The sequence below is a fragment of the Butyrivibrio sp. AD3002 genome (genome assembly GCF_000420905.1).
Classification (GTDB): Bacteria; Bacillota; Clostridia; order Lachnospirales; family Lachnospiraceae; genus Butyrivibrio.
In genome coordinates, this window is record NZ_ATVV01000014.1 from 1 (window position 1) to 17,889 (window position 17,889).

At 40.8% G+C, this 17,889-nt stretch carries 22 protein-coding genes; 3 read left to right on the plus strand and 19 right to left on the minus strand.

Going from position 1 to position 17,889, the window contains the following annotated elements; translation table 11 throughout:
• The first annotated feature begins 65 nt into the window (after positions 1 to 65).
• The gene (locus tag G596_RS25220; protein WP_170832732.1) at positions 66 to 230 is read left to right on the plus strand and encodes a hypothetical protein; all 165 of its coding nucleotides are present in this window, start codon (positions 66 to 68) and stop codon (positions 228 to 230) included.
• 163 nt (positions 231 to 393) lie between these two features.
• Here the strand turns inward: G596_RS25220 and G596_RS0110580 are convergent, their stop codons facing one another.
• Entirely contained in the window at positions 394 to 834 is a 441-nt protein-coding gene (locus G596_RS0110580; protein ID WP_022761817.1) for a hypothetical protein, read from the minus strand.
• 25 nt (positions 835 to 859) lie between these two features.
• The gene (locus G596_RS0110585; RefSeq protein ID WP_022761818.1) at positions 860 to 1,549 is read right to left on the minus strand and encodes an aspartate/glutamate racemase family protein; all 690 of its coding nucleotides are present in this window, start codon (positions 1,547 to 1,549) and stop codon (positions 860 to 862) included.
• Between the two features lie 238 nt (positions 1,550 to 1,787).
• On the opposite strand from G596_RS0110585, the gene G596_RS0110590 reads away from it, so the two are divergent.
• Positions 1,788 to 2,174, plus strand: a complete 387-nt coding sequence (locus G596_RS0110590) for a hypothetical protein (RefSeq protein WP_022761819.1) — start codon at positions 1,788 to 1,790, stop codon at positions 2,172 to 2,174.
• A gap of 333 nt (positions 2,175 to 2,507) precedes the next feature.
• On the opposite strand, the gene G596_RS0110595 is transcribed toward G596_RS0110590, so the two are convergent.
• From G596_RS0110595 to G596_RS24805, 12 genes are all read right to left on the minus strand, one after another.
• Entirely contained in the window at positions 2,508 to 3,449 is a 942-nt protein-coding gene (locus tag G596_RS0110595; protein WP_022761820.1) for an alpha/beta fold hydrolase, read from the minus strand.
• Positions 3,450 to 3,471: 22 nt separating this feature from the next.
• Complete coding sequence (locus tag G596_RS24405; protein ID WP_022761821.1) at positions 3,472 to 4,128, minus strand: DUF998 domain-containing protein; 657 nt, start codon at positions 4,126 to 4,128, stop codon at positions 3,472 to 3,474.
• Between the two features lie 124 nt (positions 4,129 to 4,252).
• Positions 4,253 to 4,735 (minus strand): GNAT family N-acetyltransferase, encoded by a 483-nt coding sequence (locus G596_RS23800; RefSeq protein ID WP_022761822.1) that lies wholly within the window; start codon positions 4,733 to 4,735, stop codon positions 4,253 to 4,255.
• Positions 4,736 to 4,801: 66 nt separating this feature from the next.
• Positions 4,802 to 6,085: an ABC transporter substrate-binding protein gene (locus G596_RS0110615; protein ID WP_196805217.1), complete on the minus strand. Its 1,284-nt coding sequence runs from the start codon at positions 6,083 to 6,085 to the stop codon at positions 4,802 to 4,804.
• Positions 6,086 to 6,132: 47 nt separating this feature from the next.
• Positions 6,133 to 7,758 carry an ATP-binding protein gene (locus G596_RS23805; RefSeq protein WP_022761824.1) on the minus strand — a complete coding sequence of 542 codons (1,626 nt, stop codon included), beginning with the start codon at positions 7,756 to 7,758 and terminating at the stop codon, positions 6,133 to 6,135.
• A gap of 198 nt (positions 7,759 to 7,956) precedes the next feature.
• Positions 7,957 to 8,136: a hypothetical protein gene (locus tag G596_RS0110625; protein ID WP_022761825.1), complete on the minus strand. Its 180-nt coding sequence runs from the start codon at positions 8,134 to 8,136 to the stop codon at positions 7,957 to 7,959.
• Positions 8,137 to 8,166: 30 nt separating this feature from the next.
• Complete coding sequence (locus tag G596_RS0110630) at positions 8,167 to 8,844, minus strand: TIGR00266 family protein (protein WP_022761826.1); 678 nt, start codon at positions 8,842 to 8,844, stop codon at positions 8,167 to 8,169.
• 121 nt (positions 8,845 to 8,965) lie between these two features.
• Positions 8,966 to 9,415 carry a DUF3795 domain-containing protein gene (locus tag G596_RS24795; protein WP_022761827.1) on the minus strand — a complete coding sequence of 150 codons (450 nt, stop codon included), beginning with the start codon at positions 9,413 to 9,415 and terminating at the stop codon, positions 8,966 to 8,968.
• Between the two features lies 1 nt (position 9,416).
• Positions 9,417 to 9,965: an NUDIX hydrolase gene (locus G596_RS23810; protein WP_022761828.1), complete on the minus strand. Its 549-nt coding sequence runs from the start codon at positions 9,963 to 9,965 to the stop codon at positions 9,417 to 9,419.
• 353 nt (positions 9,966 to 10,318) lie between these two features.
• A complete protein-coding gene (locus G596_RS0110650; protein WP_022761830.1) occupies positions 10,319 to 11,152 on the minus strand; it encodes a class I SAM-dependent methyltransferase in 834 nt (277 codons plus the stop codon).
• Between the two features lie 77 nt (positions 11,153 to 11,229).
• A complete protein-coding gene (locus tag G596_RS24800) occupies positions 11,230 to 11,391 on the minus strand; it encodes a hypothetical protein (protein WP_155829244.1) in 162 nt (53 codons plus the stop codon).
• A gap of 319 nt (positions 11,392 to 11,710) precedes the next feature.
• Positions 11,711 to 11,863 (minus strand): hypothetical protein, encoded by a 153-nt coding sequence (locus tag G596_RS24805; RefSeq protein ID WP_022761832.1) that lies wholly within the window; start codon positions 11,861 to 11,863, stop codon positions 11,711 to 11,713.
• 161 nt (positions 11,864 to 12,024) lie between these two features.
• Between G596_RS24805 and G596_RS0110665 the strand changes: the two genes are divergently transcribed.
• Positions 12,025 to 12,954 (plus strand): DMT family transporter, encoded by a 930-nt coding sequence (locus G596_RS0110665; protein WP_022761833.1) that lies wholly within the window; start codon positions 12,025 to 12,027, stop codon positions 12,952 to 12,954.
• 68 nt (positions 12,955 to 13,022) lie between these two features.
• Here G596_RS0110665 and G596_RS0110670 read toward each other — a convergent pair whose 3' ends face one another.
• The 5 genes from G596_RS0110670 to G596_RS21815 form a co-directional block, all read right to left on the minus strand.
• Positions 13,023 to 14,159 carry an aldo/keto reductase gene (locus G596_RS0110670; protein WP_022761834.1) on the minus strand — a complete coding sequence of 379 codons (1,137 nt, stop codon included), beginning with the start codon at positions 14,157 to 14,159 and terminating at the stop codon, positions 13,023 to 13,025.
• A 19-nt stretch (positions 14,160 to 14,178) separates the two neighbouring features.
• Entirely contained in the window at positions 14,179 to 15,321 is a 1,143-nt protein-coding gene (locus G596_RS0110675; protein ID WP_022761835.1) for an aldo/keto reductase, read from the minus strand.
• A gap of 571 nt (positions 15,322 to 15,892) precedes the next feature.
• Positions 15,893 to 16,315 (minus strand): DUF1284 domain-containing protein, encoded by a 423-nt coding sequence (locus G596_RS0110680; RefSeq protein ID WP_022761836.1) that lies wholly within the window; start codon positions 16,313 to 16,315, stop codon positions 15,893 to 15,895.
• Positions 16,316 to 16,322: 7 nt separating this feature from the next.
• Positions 16,323 to 16,520 (minus strand): hypothetical protein, encoded by a 198-nt coding sequence (locus tag G596_RS24810; protein ID WP_155829246.1) that lies wholly within the window; start codon positions 16,518 to 16,520, stop codon positions 16,323 to 16,325.
• A 97-nt stretch (positions 16,521 to 16,617) separates the two neighbouring features.
• Positions 16,618 to 17,841, minus strand: coding sequence for a substrate-binding domain-containing protein (locus G596_RS21815; RefSeq protein WP_022761837.1), 1,224 nt, complete (start codon positions 17,839 to 17,841; stop codon positions 16,618 to 16,620).
• Positions 17,842 to 17,889 lie beyond the last annotated feature (48 nt).

The window sequence follows — 17,889 nt, forward strand, 5'->3', positions numbered from 1 at the left end:
CAAAAATCGGCAGTGTTCCCTCGTATTCCTGTGCATGATAAAATCATGCTACAGGAGGAACAGCCATGGCTAGTAAAGAACTAATAGCAAAGCTTAGAGAGAAATACATCCAAAATCCGCCGGAAGGCATGTCGGCGAACGAAATCCGCGAGATGGACGATGAAGACCTTCTCGACATGGATTACTTTATGCACGAAGATGACGAATTCTTTGACGAGGTAGATTGGTAATTTATAGCCAATATACCTTTGCTTTGCGTGGCCCGGTCTTGCCGGGCCTTTTAATTCAAGGTTTCGCCGCCAAGGCGAAATTTCCTATTAAATAAAAAATGCCAGTCATCCCTATTGAATGACTGGCATATCATAAAGGTACTTTCCTTATTCATATCAAGGCCTATACAGCGATGCGTTCTTCCAGTAACCTGCATAATGAAGATGCATCCCCATTTACTCCATCATATCTGAAATCCACAGATTCCGCATCAAACATTCCATGCTTCTTCTCAAGCATTTGTTCAACCGGCGTAGGAAGATTGCCATGAAGCCTCTCCTTAAAACGTTCCTTTATGGTATCAAGATCTGCTGTGACCAGCACTTTTACTGCCTCATCCGGAAGCAGCTTAATGTGCTCAGCATCTGAGATCACATATACGATATTGTCACTGTGGGCAGCATTGCAAAGCTTTTCTTTAAACAGTGCTGTCGCTTCACTCTCACTTTTTGCCATTCTGAGATAATCCTTTCCTGTAATAACCTCAGCTCCTATTTTATTCTGAATTTCAGTTGCAAGTGTGGATTTCCCACTGCAATTTTCGCCTATAATTCCTATTACCATTGCACTTATCTCCCTATTATCAAATTCATCTTAGCGCCTCATTTACAGCTGCTGTTGCATGAATAATTGTCGTATCAAACGTCGGAAGTGCGCTGTCCTCATCCTTTATGAGCATGCCGATCTCGGTACATCCAAGAATCACACCTTCTGCTCCTTGTTGCTTCATTTTTTCAATAATACGCTTGTACTCATTTCTGGAGGTGTCCAATATTTTACCCAGACATAACTCATTAAAAATGACATTGTCGACAATCTCCATGTCCCTTTCATCAGGCACAAAAACTTCAAGCCCTGCGTCTTTAAGTCTTTCAATAACAAAGTCCTGTGTCATTGTGAATCTTGTTCCAAGAAGTCCAACCTTCTTTATTCCGTTTTGCTTTATTGCACTAGCGGCAGCATCCGCTATATGAAGGATCGGTATACTGATTTTCTTTTCGATATCAGGAACAAGCTTATGCATTGTATTTGTTGCAATTACAATAAAATCAGCTCCTGCCTTTTCAAGTCTTGCCGCAGCATCTGTCAGAATCTCAGCATTACCTTGCCAGTTGTCCTTCCCCATATTTTCCTCAAGCTCTGCAAAATCAACGCTGTACATAAGGATTTTTGCGCTGTGAAATCCTCCAAGCCTTCTGACTACCTCTTTGTTTATGATCTCATAATATGTAACAGTACTCTCCCAGCTCATACCGCCGATAATTCCGATAGTTTTCATCCTGTTCCTCCAATCTAAGTCCGTCAAATTGTATCTCTCTTAGTAAATATCAGCATTCCTAACACAGAGTATAGTACCAAACTAAAAACATCCTTGTCATTACACTTATTTGGGGCTGTTTTTCACTGATGTTCTATTTTAGTGTAAAGCCATGCAAAATCAGTGCGTCTCAAAATATCTCATATTCCACATGGTAGTTTATTTCCAATAACTAAAATAAATATTTGGGAGGTTTGCAATGTTCGAAAGTGACTACGCTAAAATTGAATACATCGAAAAGGACAACGTTGTTTTTCATACCTGGAAAAAAGAAGCACACTATAACGACTACCGCGTTCCGGTAATGGCATCTTTAGATTTACTCAGAGCACACAAAGAAAGCTACTTTGTCGTAGATGCAAGAAACGGATTCGAAGATGTAAAGGAAGATCTGGAATGGGGATTTGATTATTTTCTTCCAGAGCTTAAGAATACAGGCTGTAAGATTTGGGGATTTATTTTGCCTGAAGTATCCGACATAGAGGGTGAGATTGATCTGTGGACAAGTGAAATTGAGAAGAACTTTCAGGTTATAAGGGCTGAATCATATGATAAGATCATCAAAAATATTAGTTCCAATCAGTGACTGCAGATCACAATTCTGCCGCTATTTCAATTATCCTTCTTTGAGGCAGTCTATTTTAACCACAATATTCTGCTGCATTTTCCATTTTTCAAGTTTGCAGTAGTCGCTATGTATATCATATGACTACCGCACTTTCTATTTTGCCCATTTGTGGTAGTAGTTTTTATTCAATGACAACTGCCGCAATCAGATATTTCCTTATTAGCGGCAGATTCATCAGCACAATTTGCACTGCCGCTATTAAGCTTTCCTACTTTTGTAGCAGAGAATAGTATAAGACAACTACTTTCACTTCGATATGTCTGACATTGTTTTGATCAAACATTTTTTCCACTATTCACCGATAAACTCCCTGATATCTTCAGCTATCCTGTCCTGCATAAAGTTGTGCACATAGTGGCCGCAGTCTAATTCAATCACTTTTGCATCTGAAAGGTCTGAAACATAATCATAATGGTTTTGGACCCAGTTGGTACCCTTAACTTCTTTTCCGTCGGAAATAAACATTATCATCGGCACATCCTGCTTAGGCTTGCTGTCAATCTCGCTGACAGCATCAGTAATCGAAAGACCTTCATTTATAACATCGATATTTACAGCTTTTCTGCACGCAATGGCCCTATACAGTTCCTTTTCCTCCTTCGAAAGTGCAGCTGGCAAAGAACTGTCTAAATAATAGAATCTGACAATACCCAACTTACGCGCAAGGGCAGCCAGCTTTTCAAATTTGAATACGCCATCAAAATCGAACTCGTCATAGGTACGCGGAAGAACCATGTCAAGGCCTATGATTGCTTCGACTTCATCAGGATAATCCTGAGCCCACATAATAGATTCAAGTCCGGACAAGGAATGCGGGCAAAGGACAAACGGCCCTTCGATTCCGGCCTTTTCAAGTGCTTCCCTGTCCTGCCTTAAGATCGTATCAAAAGATCTCTCGTCATCAACTACATCACTGAATCCATAACCAAACTTCTCTATAACGACTATATGGTACTCATCTTTAAGAAGAGAATAAAGGCTCCTGAAATCTAGTATCGGCGAAGCAGTTCCCGAGCCTGACAAAAACAGCAATGTATGCTCACCTTCGCCTTCTTCATAGACGCACATCATATGTCCGTCCACATCTACCATTTGTCCCAAAGGTTTCTCTAACAACGATTCCTCCTGCTTCATCCTTATCCTGTTATAAACAAAAATCACTAATAAGGACATCACCGGAACAATGATGAGTACTAACAATACTTTTCCCAATAACTTTAATCTTTTCTTCATAATAACCTCATCGTCATATGTTTCAGAAGGATTTCTCCATCCTCTGCAGCCCTTTAAATCCGTTGAAGAGATACAATCCAAGAACCGCATTAAATCCTATCGCGGAATATATGCTGAATCTTTCTGCTATACCAAAGTACTGAGGTGGAAACGCCTGCATACCTATAGGTCCCATCAGCATCATGACGAAGAATATAGCCGCCCAGATTCCGATTCCCCTCACTTCTTTATTCCTGCATCCGGCAATTATAAGCACGACAAGTGATACTATGGAAAGAATTACCACTAATGCAGTAACCACCATGTGCATGATTTCCTGAAATGAATCAATCCCCTTGCCGGCATCATCTAGTGCAAACATCGAATAGCCGACCTTTGAGATCCAGTTCATAACAGTAAAAAGATATATCCCAACACGGAACATTCTGGTTGAAATCTCTTTTTCCGAAACGTATATTGCTACGCATGTGGCACATACCACACTTCCGGCCGAATATACCGCAGCCAGCTTATCCCATAACTGTCTTGATGGTGCGGACTCAGCCGAAAGATCACTGACTGCCTGTTCCATCCAGTTATATCCCGGAAAAGCGCCTCTGCAAAAGTATGCTGCAACTGCATACGATATCAATGCAGCAAGCCCAGTAAGTCCGACCCAGTTAATCAGTTTTCTGTTCATTATTTTCTCCTGTCTGGTGGCTGTACCAAATTGTTACTCATTTTAGGAAATCCATTCTTGTTAATGCCTTTCCATTAGGAAGGTTGACCCTTGATTGGAGTATGCCTTCATCCGACAAACAATTTTATCGTTCAATCCCTAATATGAGAGATTTCATTTTGAAACCGTACTTTTCATACAAATGAATCACCTTGTTACCGTCGACTACTTTTACTTCGATATGTCTGACATTGTATTGATCAAACATTTGCATTGCCCAATCCATGAGTTCTTTGCCAAACCCTTTTCCTCTGAATTCTTCCTTTACCACCAAATAATCAAGTTTACCGATTTCTCCGTTAATATCAACTTTGCAGAAGCCGATGATCCGGTCTTTCATTTCGATGACCGCGATATAGGATTCATTTTTTAGCAATGCTGCTTCAAATAATTCCAAGGTCTTTTCGTATGGTTTTAAAGGATAACATCCTTTGAAATTCACAGATGTTGTATTGTGATATTCTGATAACTCCCGAATACAGTCGTATAGTTTGCTTACCTCGTTATGTGTTATTTCTCTCATAGCTTTTTCCTTTATATCGTTGTTTGGAGTAATAGATGAAATCATTATCACGTCTTATTTCCGTATATCCCATTTTCGTATAAAATGAGCTTCAGTTGATTTTCACCAATGTCAGCGGATAACACTGCTTGATACCTTTTGTATCCGGCTGGCTGCTTCCTCCGGAGTAATATATGATAATGCCAGGTCTTCAAGTGCATCACATACGGCAAGGCTTAAGTCCTCGTATTTAATTCCTCTTGTTCCGGCGACATTTGTCTTTCCGTTCTCTATGATATAGTCAAGATTCTTTTTCCCATCTTCGCTTAGTCCCTGTATATTCAGCTCCATATCAGCGCGGGATGGCATATATTCAAGATATCGATTAACAAGAAGCTCCTGTCCCTCATTTACCAAATATGACATAAAACGGAAAGCCGCCTCCTTCTGGCGGGACTCCGGATTCAGGCAAAGGATTACATCTACATTAGCTGTTACCGGAGACACTTTTCCATCATCATTCCAGTCAATCAGAAAAGCCTCGTGTTCCGCTCCCTCAGCATCAAAGACTGCGCGGGTTTTTTCATCGCTTACCGTATACATGTTCATGGCCCATGAGCCATTTACTATCATGGGAGCACTTCCTTCACGCTGAAACATGTCATTAACAGTATTATAAAATGGCATTTTTATTGCTTTATCCTGAAATACTCCGTTGCTAAATGAGTCCTGCCATATTCTGAAGGATTCTATTATAGGTTCCGACTCGAAGGTCGTTCTGCCCTCAATCGCATCGTACAAGGCATCGCTCCCGCAGTCAGCTGCTATGGACATCCACAAATCAAGATTCATCCAGGAATCCTTTGCGCCTATAGCTAACGGATATTGCCCGTTTTCACGAAGTTTGCTGCATGTTTCCTGCATTTCTTTATATGAGGTTGGCACTTTAAGACCATAGTTTTTCAGCATGTTGACATCTGCCCACATATATCCGGCATAGGTCTGTCCAAGCGGAAGTCCATAAATCTTGCCGTCAGCATCGCTAACACGCGAAAGGCATGAATCAAGGAATTTATCCTGCCACTCGGATCCCCAGCTGTTCTCACAAAAAGGAGTAAGATTCTCCTCAAATAGCCTGAATGCATCAAAAGCGGAACCCGAGCTTATGCCATATACATCGGGTCCATCACCGTCTATAAGTTCTACCCGCATATGCTCCTGATATGCATTTGCCTCGGTAAAAACATAATTAACTTTTATGTCGGGATTCTCTTTTTCAAAAGAATCTATGATCTTGTAAATCGGACTGTCCGGCCCATAATCTGCAGGATTCCATGTCTGAAAGGTTATGACGGTTTTCCCTTCCTGCTCCTGGGGCTTATTACAGCCGGAAAGCGTACTCAAGCATATGATCATAAATAAAAGAAACAACGCACCTTTTTTCATAAACACATTTCCTCGAATTAACCTACTATCATGCGCACCTTAAATTTATTATCCTCGGCGACGTATCTGATCTCACTGTTTGTCTTTTTAACAAAATCAAGAACACTTCTGGTTCCGATGCCATGGCCGTCTTCTGATGTGACAGGATGCCCATCTTCATCCAGCTCCGCTCTTTCGTTACATGAATTAGATATCTCCAAAAGGAGCTGCTGCTTATATTTTGCAGTAACCTCAATAAAACGTTCACCTTCCGGCACTTTTTCGCAGGCGTGAATCGCATTCTCAAGCAAATTGCTTATCGCTATTGCAAGCTGCATCTCATCAACATCGGTTTTATAGGGAATATTTGTAGATACTGTAACCTTTATATCACTGCGCTCTGCAAGCGTCACATAATGCATAAGCGCAGCATTAACTGTGGTATTCTCGCAATAGCGGTGACTTCCGCGAGGTTCCTGAGATAATCTCTCCTCAAGGCATTTTCTGGCTTCATCCACCTTACCGTCCTGAATAAGTGCTAAAACAAGTGCCTCAAAGTGTCTCCTGTCATGACGCATAGCCCTGTCCTGACTGATGAGTTCTTCTGCAGCGTTAAGTCTGTCGCGCATACTGCCGGCAGCCATTTCCAGGATAGCTGCATCGGATTTTAGCTGATACTCCCTCTGCTTAAGTACAGTTGAATCGACGAGAGCATAGAGTTTTCCGATGACTTCACCATCTGCGAAAAGTTCTTTCTCCTCAGGAGTATAGTATTTATCACCAACCTTTATGGTATCGCCTCTTATGATAGCCTCACGAAGGGCATTAACAACATCCATCGGATCTTTAGTTATTTCCGGATAAAGCTCCTTGGCATGTTCGTTGTAATACTGCACACTTCCACTTTCATCCAATGCGATAACTCCTTCGGATAACCTGTCGACAATATAATCTCTTGCCATGTCGATAACCCCAAGCAGGTTGTATCTGAATATAGCTATAAACATAGAGATTGTGATTGCCACATTTCCAACAACGGAAATATCAAAATAGTATGTAATGAAAAATGCGTGTGCGATCTGCATAATATAAAGAGTTGCAGAAATGAAAAAGCCGCCAAGGATGATACATGCGCGCTTTCTGGCCGTACTTCCGCTATGATTCTTTACAGACCTTATCAGTAAGAAAAGCATAATTATTATTGCAATGGCCTGATATTGCATAAACACTTTATGGACAATGCCATTTCTGTGAAGCAGAACCGGAAACATTCCGGTCTTGTCAAACCATATTTTCGAATAATAGAGAGTATGCTCCTGCAGAGAAAAAATCAGCACATATACCGCAGCATCAATCAGTATAAATGCTCCCGATAAAGCTCTTGGAATATTGATATGAACAAGCTGCGCAGTAAACATAAACAGAGAAAAAACGATCCAGACTCTTCCTACATAAGAAAACTTCAGCGCAGCAATATAGGCATCTTCCGTTTTTGAAAGAAGCTGCAAAAGATATCCTGTATTACTTATGAGCATTGCTATACAGTTGAGGAAAAGATATGCATGAAGCTTATTTTTCAGGTTTCTGAATACAATAAAGCCTTCAAAAAACATGGAAAATATGCTGATTATAATTACTGCTAAAAGAACGGTGCGCACTGTCATTTCGATATTTATCCTTCATTAAATTCACTTATATTTCTTCATAGAATATTATACAAAATATCGTCAATAAGATGTATTTGAATTTTATAGTGTTTATCTGATTTTCCACATAAAAATATATCATCCACACAAAAAAACAGACTCGGATACACTTATCCGGGTCTGTTTTACACTTATTTACATAATCTCAAATAAAATTCATTCCATAAAAAAGTCGTATACTCTTTTCTTATAATCAGGTGCCGTGTCAAAGGTACCGGTTGTCATAACGGGACACCTGATTTCTTTGAGCCTGTCAGTGATATTAAAATTCTTTGCACCGTTTGCAATTATGATGAATCTTCGAAGTTCATCATCTGTGACAGTCTTAGCAATCACGGAAACTTAATTCGCGACATATATCTTGCCTTACTTCTTGTTTAAATGAAGCATTTCTGCCAGTGTTGATGCAAACTGAAGGAGCGGCTGAGTCTGAAGAATTACATGGCCGGGGCCTGTAACTACTGTATTGAAGAGACCTTCACCACCGAAGAGAACGTTGCCGATTCCTTTAATCATAACGATGTCTATAGATACAGTATCATCGCACATTACCAGGTAACCAGTGTCAATTGTCATCTTCTCGCCTGCAGCAAGATCATACTCTACAACGCCACCATCGATCTCAATAAGAGCCTTACCGTTTCCTGAAAGCTTGTTCATGATGAATCCTTCACCACCGAATAAGCCGGACCCGATCTTCTTCTGGAAGAAAATATCAAGGTTTACGCCTTCATCCATTGCAAGGAAGGAACCCTTCTGAACAACGATTGACTTACCTGTAACATCGATCTGTCGGATCTCACCGGGTGAGCATGCGCCAAGTGCAAGTATGCCGGGGCTATCAGCTACATAGCGGTTCATAAACAGAGACTCGCCTGAAAATGCACGGCCGATCATCTTGCCAAGTCCGCCACCGGTATTTGTTTCCATCTTAACGCCGCCACTGAGCCATGACATAGCGCCTGTTTCACACATGATAGCGTCTCCAGCTTCCATCTTGCAAATAGCTACCGGAAAGTTTCCACCTTTAATTTCACAATTCATTTAGTAACCTCCTTTAAAATATATGTTTATAAAAAATTTGTTCCTTAAAATTTTTCTTTTAGAACTCACCATTTTCATTGTAATTCATGATTGTGTTAGCTACAATCCCCTAGAGTCAATGCTAATGCATCCTTCGTAGAATTGACATTATCTTATATGCATACTGGTGGCTGTCGGATTCTTTATAAAAAGCTGCCATCTCATCACATGGAAAGCCATCACAGGATGCACACGAATCGAAGCCCTTTTCATTGCAGCACTTCACAGGCATACATTCATCTCCGCTCTTCCATTCCGTATGCCTGCACGACGGGCACTTCTTATTTAAAAAATCAGGGCATGCAGAACAATCCACACCACAATATGATAATTGTCCCAGCAGTTGTCTCTGTATTTCAGCTCTTTCTTCTGTTGACAGCTCTGAAATATAGATGCAATACTCATTTGGATACCCTCCAACAAACTTCATGTGTTCCATCCCGATCTGTTCTGGACGGGTTATCCATAATACCTGGTCTCCATAGTAATCATCTATGTATTTGAGCCTTTCACCTTTGTAAATAATATCCATATTACTCTTCGCCCTTTCCAAGACCATTGGGAAAACGCAGAACCTGAGCCTTCATCTCAAGTATCTCGTTATCACCTATCATCCCAAGAAATTTTTCTACAAGTTCCAGATCCATATCCTTAGCAAGGTCACAGTATCCTGCTATAAGCTGGAACATCTGATAGTTTTGCAGCATGCTGGGCTCAAGCACATGGTCTGATCTGAGAAGTTCTATAAGTGATATAAATGCTGCATTTGCATCTGTTTCACTTACATTTTCCGGAGAAATATCTTCTGTAATATATTCATAGAATTCTGAATCCTCTGTATTTGCCCCGACAATACTATCGAGTGTTCCATACATGTTCATATCAAGATGAAACATCGACGGGAAAGACTCCTTATTAGCACTTCTCTTCTGAAGCAGCACCTGATATGAATCGCCGCTTTTTCTAAGTATCCATGTATGCGCTGTTCTATGCGGAATTCCTTTGTTATGCGCTTCTGATCTTGTCACCTGCTGCCCTGTTGGAAAACCATTATCATCGCTTACATCAAATATTTCTTCCATCAGCTCTTACCCCGTTCATAAAAAATCTGTCCTATTATCATAACAAAAATCGGGCAGATTTAAAGCTATCGACTTGAAAAAATAAAAACACTGCCGGATTCTACATTCATATACATCCGACCTTTCTTTCCTTATTATGTCGATATTAGATGAAATGTCGTCGCTCTGAAGATACATTATTCTGTACTCTTTTCCGGAAAGCGCATCTCTTACATCCTTATAAAAATCGACAATCTGTTGATCACTTGCTTTTTGGAACAAGATCATATCCTCAACAAAGTTTTGAAAAATGGAACACTCAAAGATATTCTTATCTCCGTTCCAATTGCGAAGCCTTCTACAAAATAGTTCATTCAAACTTCCTTTCTAACCTGTTTCCTGTAATCATAAATAATCCCACCTTCAATGCTCTCATGGCTAAGCCATTCAAAGCCTCTTGATGTCAGCTCACTGTCCGGTCCGGTGCGCTTAAACTCATCGTCTCCGTTGCAGATAACAAGCCATCCGCCATCCTTTGTGATACGTGTAATCTCAGCAATCTCTTCCTCATAAAAATCGCCAATTACGTGTCCGCTCAGAACAACATCAAAAGTGTCATTTTCATAAGGTAGGCTCAAAACCTCTCCATCCAGCACCTTCACGTTAGAGATTTCTTCCGCCTTAATTCTGTCTCTCATGTATTCACGCAGGCAGTCGCAAGGCTCGCTGGCGTAGACTCTCTTTGCTTTCTTCGCCGCTGCAAAGGCCAGACGCCCTGTTCCGGATCCAACGTCCAGAACGATTTTGTCAGTTAGGTCAACCAGCTCGTATAAATATTTCTCATCCCAGTTTCGAATATAGTTGACCTGATTCATTACTTCCGGAAAAGCATAAACAACAAAGGTCTCGTGAGCCTGAAGAATCGCACTCTCAGCTTCCTTCATCTCGTCCTCTGTCCAGTTGCCATAGGGTATCTTCTTAATCTCATCGAGAAACTCTGTGCATTCCGGCGCCTTATTTCGCACGTACCACTCCACATGTGGATACCTGTAAAGCGCCATCGCCATGTCGAGCTTATAATCTCTGTCTCCATAGGAGAACCACTCGTTTGCACTGCAATCCGTAAATATCCATTTCAAAGCCCAGCGGTCAAATAACAGAAAACAATTCATTGTGTAGTCTTTTGCATTAATCCAGTTATAACTCATATTTCCTCCAAGTATATTCTTATGTATCAAATTGTATTTCATTCAGTTTTTTAACATTATTCTCAAGAATCAGATCATCAAAACCTGCAGATCAGATTCACTGAATCAGGCAGATCCTCATCTATAAATCCGGAGTCGACAAACCCGCACTTTTCATAGACTCGAAGTGCAGGCGCATCTTCCTTGTCCACACACACCTCTACATGATCATAGTGATGCTCCTTCTTCAGTTCATCCAAAAATTGTATGGAGACCTGGGTTGTGGATAAAAAAGAAAAACCGTGACTAATAAGCCACGGTTAAAAGACTGCTTTTAAAAATCCAAAATCAGAAAGCACAAACCGAGGTCATCATACTGTATTCATTTGCATTTCTCTTTGTCATTATGAACATACTGATTACCTCGCTTTCTTTTAGATTTGTAACGCAAAATTAAAGTTATCAAATTTCCGATAATAAGTCAACTCTGAAAATTTTAAAAAGGGCATTAAAAAAGCCGGCATTGAGCAGGTTCCTTCTTCGGTATCACTTACTTCTTCTGACTCGCCGCCTTTTTCATCATCGTTTTTTTTCGCCAGATGCATCAAGATGCTGCGTCTGAACATTCACCTGTTTTTTCTGAACTCCCATATCCGAAGGGTTCATACAGAATACAAGAGTCCCTGAAAGCGCTCCTGCGCATATCCTTGCAAATATCTTCTTAAAAAACATCTTTTACAATCTCCTTTTGAATCTCTGATTATCTTTCTCAAATATGAAATACCAACATTTTTTGGTTTTTTAAAAAATAAAGTGATTTTTTATCCTGAAGATAAATTGAAAAGGAATTCTGATTGTGTTATATATGTTTTCTGTCAAGGAGCAGTAACACAATGAAAAGAAATCTAAAAGGAATAATATATACGCTACTTGGAGCATCTTGCTGGGGATTGTCCGGATCAATGGGCCAGTACCTTTTTACCGTACAGCAGATGGATAGCAGGTGGCTCGTGCCTATAAGACTTGGTCTTTCAGGAATACTTATCCTTTTGTATTGCCTGATAAGACATAAAGATACCGTGTTCAAGCCATGGAAATCTGTAGAAATGGCAAAATGGATGATTATATATGGAGTTGCGGGTGTAAGTATCTGTCAGTTCCTATATTTTCTAACAATTGAACTTTCAAATGCAGCCATGGGAACAATACTTCAGGATCTATCACCAATATTTATACTTATCTTTACATGCATGACCTCAAAGAGATTGCCCAGATCTTTTGAAATCATATCCATACTTTTAGCAATAACCGGTGTTTTCCTGTTAACAACACATGGTGATCTAAAGCACATCTCATTACCACTTCCTGCACTTATTGCCGGTATCGGCAGTGCTTTCTGCGTAATGATATACAACGTACTTGCACCAAAGATTACAGATATCATTCCTGTCATCGTGGCTCAGGGATGGTCATTTTTACTTGGCGGTGCACTCTTGGGGATAGCTTTTAGAACCTGGAAAATACACTACATTCCAAACCTTATGGGAATATTGGGAATACTCTTTGTTGTCGTTATCGGTAATATTTGTGCATTTACCCTATACATAAGCGGAGTCTCAAAGATCGGTCCACAAAAAGCTATTCTTTACAGTTTTGCAGAACCAATAACAGCTGCCCTTATCTCAACATTTGTTTTAAAGAGTAGATTCACCATCTACGATGCCATAGGTTTTGGACTTATCTTTATGATGCTATTCTTCATTACCTTTGGTTCAAAAGAAAATACCGCTACATCAAAAGAGACTGCGAAGAATGCTAAATAAGCATTTTTCACAGTCTTTTCCTAGAGCTATGCTCTTCATTAGGAAGGACATGTTTCTGGCAAGAACTCTCATTGTCTGAAGGCCTTCAAGGTCTTTTTCAGCCTGTCCCTTTTCCCTTCCATGAATGACTTTATTTCTGTCATTCTCTCGCTTTGCTTTACGCCAAATGGACATCTGTCGTCACAATGGCCACAGGAAATGCAATCTGATGCCTTCTTTTCCAAGGTACTATAATGTTCTTTTGCAAGCGTATCTCCCACCTTTGCCAGATCATAATATTTGTTCACAAGGCCTATATCTATGCCCATGGGGCACGGTTTGCAATGATTACAGTACACACACTTACCATTTGCCTGCGGTGGCGCAAAGGAACCTATTACTGAGTAATCAAGCTCTTCATCTGTCTTGTCGTAGTAAGACAATAGTTCATCAACCTCTGCTACACTCTGCGCTCCCGGGAGCACTGTGAGTACTCCGGGCTTATCAAGCGCATATTTTATGCATTGAAAAGGTGTGAGTGCCTGTCCGAAAGGCGACCTCTTTGCATCAAGGAGCTGTCCGCCGGAAAATGGCTTCATTACAGAAATACCGACGCCTTCTTTTTCACATCGCTTGTAGACTTCTGCTCTCTCATCAACTCCTCCATGAGCATAATCGCCCTGCCCATAGTCATAACCGGGATTAACGGAAAACATGAGCATATCAATCTGGGCTTCATCCATTATCCTTTGGATTACCGAAGGCGTATGGGATGAAAGACCTGTATGCTTTACCACCCCTTCTTCCTTCATTTTCATAAGATAATCGTATACACCGTTCCGCTGATAAGTTTCCCAATCAGAATCTTCGTCCTGACAGTGAATAAATCCATAATCAATATAGTTTGTCCTAAGGTCATGGAGCTGCTTATCCAGTGATCTCTTAACCGTGTCCAGATCAAGTGACCACCCGTAAGTCCCTCTTGAATAATCCGCCCCAAAATGGATCTGGAAAAAGATATTATTCCTCACATCAGACAAAGCCTCTCCGTACATGGGAAATGCGCTCCCATCTCCTGCAGCCATATCGAAGTAGTTGATACCACCATCATAGGCTCGTCTGATGGTTTCTACCGCGACTTTAGTTCCTGATTCGTAAATATATGCTGAGCCAAATCCTATCTCACTGACCTTATCTCCGGTTCTTTTATTTACCCTGTATCTCATATAAAATCACCTGCCCTGTTTATCCAATCTTTTCAACAAAATCAGACATCATGTCTGAAATCTTTATCTGCTGCGGACATACCTGTTCACAGCTGTGGCAGTGCAGGCATGATACAGGTTTTTTAGACTCATCCATAGCAGCGAGAGCCATAGGTGCTATAAATGTCATTCCACCTGCAGCTGCTGTATAAAGATGTTCATTATACAAAGAAATAAGGTAGGGTATATCAAGTCCCTGTGGGCAGTGACTAACGCAGTAATGGCATGCTGTGCATGGAACAGATTTTGTGGACATCATCCTGTCCACTATCTTCATCAGTCCTTCCATCTCTTTTTCATTAAGAGGCTTATCTTCAGAATAAGTCTTAAGGTTATCCTCAAGCTGCTCTATTGATGACATCCCTGAAAGAACCATCGTTACACCTTTTACTGACTGCAAAAATCTGAAAGCCCATGCCGGGATTTCCTCATCAGGCCTTAGCGCTTTTAATTCTTGTTCAGACAGCGGATCAAGCTTTGCAAGCTTACCACCTCGAAGCGGTTCCATAACCCATACCGGGATATTCATATCATTCAGAAGTTTAACCTTATCTTCAGCCTTCTGGAATTTCCAGTCGAGGTAATTAAGCTGAAGCTGGCAGAATTCCATATGCTCCCCGTATGCGTCCAGGAATCTCTTAAGGACTTCATACTCTCCATGGCATGAAAATCCAAGATGCTTTATCCTGCCATTTTTCTTCTGCTCCATAAGATAATCAAAGATCCCGTACTTCGGATCAAGATACTGATTGATGTTCATCTCACACACATTATGGAAAAGATAGAAATCAAAATATTCCATCCCGGTCTTTTCAAGCTGCTTTTCAAATATCTCTTTAACCTTTGGCATATTTGAAAGGTCATACCCCGGAAACTTTGTTGCGATATAATAGCTGTCCCTTGGGTATCCTGAAAGTATCTCACCCATCACTATCTCAGAGTTACCGTCATGATATCCGAATGCTGTATCGTAATAGTTGATTCCAGCTGTCATAGCTCTATCAACCATTTTTTTTGCTTTCTCCCTGTCAATCTCCGCATCATTACCATTGACAACCGGAAGTCTCATGGCTCCAAAACCAAGTCCTGATAGTTTAATATCCTGAAAATCTCTGTACACCATAGTCTCTGCCCTCCTACAAATCAATAATCATAACCACGCTACAAGAATATCTTTTCCTTTCTTATATCCATTCAAGCTTTCCCGTCTCTAACGCTGCCTCATATCTGCTGATCTTGTAATTGATCTTTTCAAGAGCGATGTCATATTTCTTTTTGGCCTCGATATGGTCATCTTACACCTTGGAGTTAACTCCAGGTCAATAGGTTTTTGCGTACAAGATTATAAAAAATATATAAACCCTAAAAACATAAGAAATCCCATGACTTTATTACAAAAAATCATGGGATGTGATCATCTTTTTAACTTTTATTCAAATAGAACTTACAATGTCAATCCTTTGTTTATCCTTTATAAATGCCAAATACTGTCATGAATAATAATCGTATATATATTGGCATTTCGCATTTAACGCATGGTTTGAATTGATATTCACGTATATAGCATTATCAACGTTACTATGTCCAAATAACTCCACCTTAAAGCCTTCATCTTTAAGCCAAAGCAAAAACGGATCATCATCATCAAAAAAAATGTACACAGAACCTACCGTTCCATGTACACCTTATACCCGTCATAAAACATATTTCTTATCCCTGATATTTCTCCAGCATGCACTTACCGGATACCATTCACAGTCTCCGCAGATAGCTTTAAGCAGCTCATCTTCTTTTCCTGAACCCAAATGTTCATCAAGCTTGGTGATCAGCTCCTGATATGAGTAAACTCCTTCTTTAAGTCCAAGTGCGTCTATTACTCTTTTATCAAAACGCTGAACCTTTTCATCTGTTTTACATACACCCTCTGACACTTTGGATGGACAGTCACTACATAAGCAGTCCGTTGTAAAAATGATTTCCACCTTCTCATCCGAATTATTGCGGAGGCGCTTTGTAACTATATCCATATTGGAGACAAAGCCTTCCGAATATCCTTTTCCGCTATACCCTTGTGTACACAATAAGTGATGCGGTCTTAGTTTAATTATTCCGTCCACTAATATCTTAATCCTCCAAGTATTCTATATTTTTTTCCACTATATCCCTTGAAAAAACTGCACCGTAAAAGGACCGGTACATCTCCCACAGCTTTTCTTTGGACCTGATACTGCTATTTTCCAGCACAAGTATTATGAATGGAACTCCAAAGCATCTTACCCTTAGCCCAGTATCAATGCAGATGTCCCTTATCTCTTTATTCAATACAAGCCTGAGATGAGAAGAGCATTGCTAAGTGCTCAAAAAAAATGGTACAGGCATTTACACACCTGTACCACTCATATTTTTATGACAAAAACTATTAGTCCATAAGGGCCAAACGATCAGGATCGTTTGCGAAAACTTCCTTAGCGTTGTCCTTTGTAACAACTGTAGGATCAAGCTCATAGATCGGAACTTCCTTCTTGCCGTTGTCTGTTGTTACATCTGTAGCGGGCATTCCCTTACCATCCTTAAGGTCGTTGATGATCTCGATTGACTTAGCAACAAGATCCTGTGTAGGCTTAGCAACTGTGCAGTACTGCTTGCCCTGCCATACCCATTCAACTGACTCATTCTCTGCATCAAGACCTGTAACTACAGGATTAGGCTGACCTGCATCCTCACAAGCTGTTACGATTGCTCTTGCGATACCATCGTTAGGAGAAAGAACACCGTCGATCTCTTTATCGGAGTAGTTACCTGCAAGAAGTGAATCCATACGCTTCTGAGCTTTAGCATTGTCCCAGTCCTCTGTAGCACACTGTGTGAACTCTGTCTGACCGGATACTACAACGATGTTACCTGCATCAATTTCAGGCTGAAGAACTGACATAGCACCTTTGAAGAAGTTAGGAGCATTAGGATCAGCAGGGCCGCCACCGAAAAGCTCGATGTTGTAAGGGCCTTCGCCTTTTTCTTTCTTAAGACCGTCAAGGAGTGCCTGTCCCTGTAATTCACCGGTACGAACACTACCGAACTGAACTACGCCGTCAACTGCTTCTGTGTTCTCGATGAGGCGGTCATAACCGATTACATAAACACCGGCATCCTTAGCCTGCTCAAGTGCGCTACCAAGCTGTGTTCCATCGATAGGACCTACAACGATAACCTTAGCGCCGTTCTCGATCATTGACTCGATCTGCTGTTGCTGCTGAGGAACCTTCTGGTCAGCTGCCTGAACTATAGGCTTATATCCTGCTTTTTCAAGTTCTTCTTTGAACATTGTCTCAGCTTCTTTCCAGTTCTGAGTTCCAAGCCAGGGAAGTGAAACGCCGATGGTAGCACCTTCCTCAAAGCCCTCTGTAGCTGCAGGAGTTGCCTCTGCCTCTGAATCTGAAGCAGTCTCTTCTGTAGATTCTGTAGCTTCTGTTGTATCAGCTGCTTCCTCAGTTGACTCAGCTTCAGTAGCTGTTTCTGTTGTAGCTTCTGATTTCTTTTCATCAGATGAACTTGATGAGCCCTCGCGAGCTGAACTACATGCTGTAAGTGTAGTTACTGTAAGAACTACAGACAGCATCATTGCCATAATCTTTTTCTTTTGCATAACTTTCCTCCTTGGTAAATATAACCTTTTTTCTATTTAAGGCCGGCA

What these genes read in the sequence shown, in the direction of transcription:
- G596_RS25220 (WP_170832732.1), top strand. Translation starts at nt 66, where the DNA reads ATGGCTAGTAAAGAACTAATAGCAAAGCTTAGAGAGAAATACATCCAA.
- G596_RS0110580 (WP_022761817.1), bottom strand. Translation starts at nt 834, where the DNA reads ATGGTAATAGGAATTATAGGCGAAAATTGCAGTGGGAAATCCACACTT.
- G596_RS0110585 (WP_022761818.1), bottom strand. Translation starts at nt 1,549, where the DNA reads ATGAAAACTATCGGAATTATCGGCGGTATGAGCTGGGAGAGTACTGTT.
- G596_RS0110590 (WP_022761819.1), top strand. Translation starts at nt 1,788, where the DNA reads ATGTTCGAAAGTGACTACGCTAAAATTGAATACATCGAAAAGGACAAC.
- G596_RS0110595 (WP_022761820.1), bottom strand. Translation starts at nt 3,449, where the DNA reads ATGAAGAAAAGATTAAAGTTATTGGGAAAAGTATTGTTAGTACTCATC.
- G596_RS24405 (WP_022761821.1), bottom strand. Translation starts at nt 4,128, where the DNA reads ATGAACAGAAAACTGATTAACTGGGTCGGACTTACTGGGCTTGCTGCA.
- G596_RS23800 (WP_022761822.1), bottom strand. Translation starts at nt 4,735, where the DNA reads ATGATTTCATCTATTACTCCAAACAACGATATAAAGGAAAAAGCTATG.
- G596_RS0110615 (WP_196805217.1), bottom strand. Translation starts at nt 6,085, where the DNA reads ATGATCATATGCTTGAGTACGCTTTCCGGCTGTAATAAGCCCCAGGAG.
- G596_RS23805 (WP_022761824.1), bottom strand. Translation starts at nt 7,758, where the DNA reads ATGACAGTGCGCACCGTTCTTTTAGCAGTAATTATAATCAGCATATTT.
- G596_RS0110630 (WP_022761826.1), bottom strand. Translation starts at nt 8,844, where the DNA reads ATGAATTGTGAAATTAAAGGTGGAAACTTTCCGGTAGCTATTTGCAAG.
- G596_RS24795 (WP_022761827.1), bottom strand. Translation starts at nt 9,415, where the DNA reads ATGGATATTATTTACAAAGGTGAAAGGCTCAAATACATAGATGATTAC.
- G596_RS23810 (WP_022761828.1), bottom strand. Translation starts at nt 9,965, where the DNA reads ATGGAAGAAATATTTGATGTAAGCGATGATAATGGTTTTCCAACAGGG.
- G596_RS0110650 (WP_022761830.1), bottom strand. Translation starts at nt 11,152, where the DNA reads ATGAGTTATAACTGGATTAATGCAAAAGACTACACAATGAATTGTTTT.
- G596_RS24805 (WP_022761832.1), bottom strand. Translation starts at nt 11,863, where the DNA reads ATGTTTTTTAAGAAGATATTTGCAAGGATATGCGCAGGAGCGCTTTCA.
- G596_RS0110665 (WP_022761833.1), top strand. Translation starts at nt 12,025, where the DNA reads ATGAAAAGAAATCTAAAAGGAATAATATATACGCTACTTGGAGCATCT.
- G596_RS0110670 (WP_022761834.1), bottom strand. Translation starts at nt 14,159, where the DNA reads ATGAGATACAGGGTAAATAAAAGAACCGGAGATAAGGTCAGTGAGATA.
- G596_RS0110675 (WP_022761835.1), bottom strand. Translation starts at nt 15,321, where the DNA reads ATGGTGTACAGAGATTTTCAGGATATTAAACTATCAGGACTTGGTTTT.
- G596_RS21815 (WP_022761837.1), bottom strand. Translation starts at nt 17,841, where the DNA reads ATGCAAAAGAAAAAGATTATGGCAATGATGCTGTCTGTAGTTCTTACA.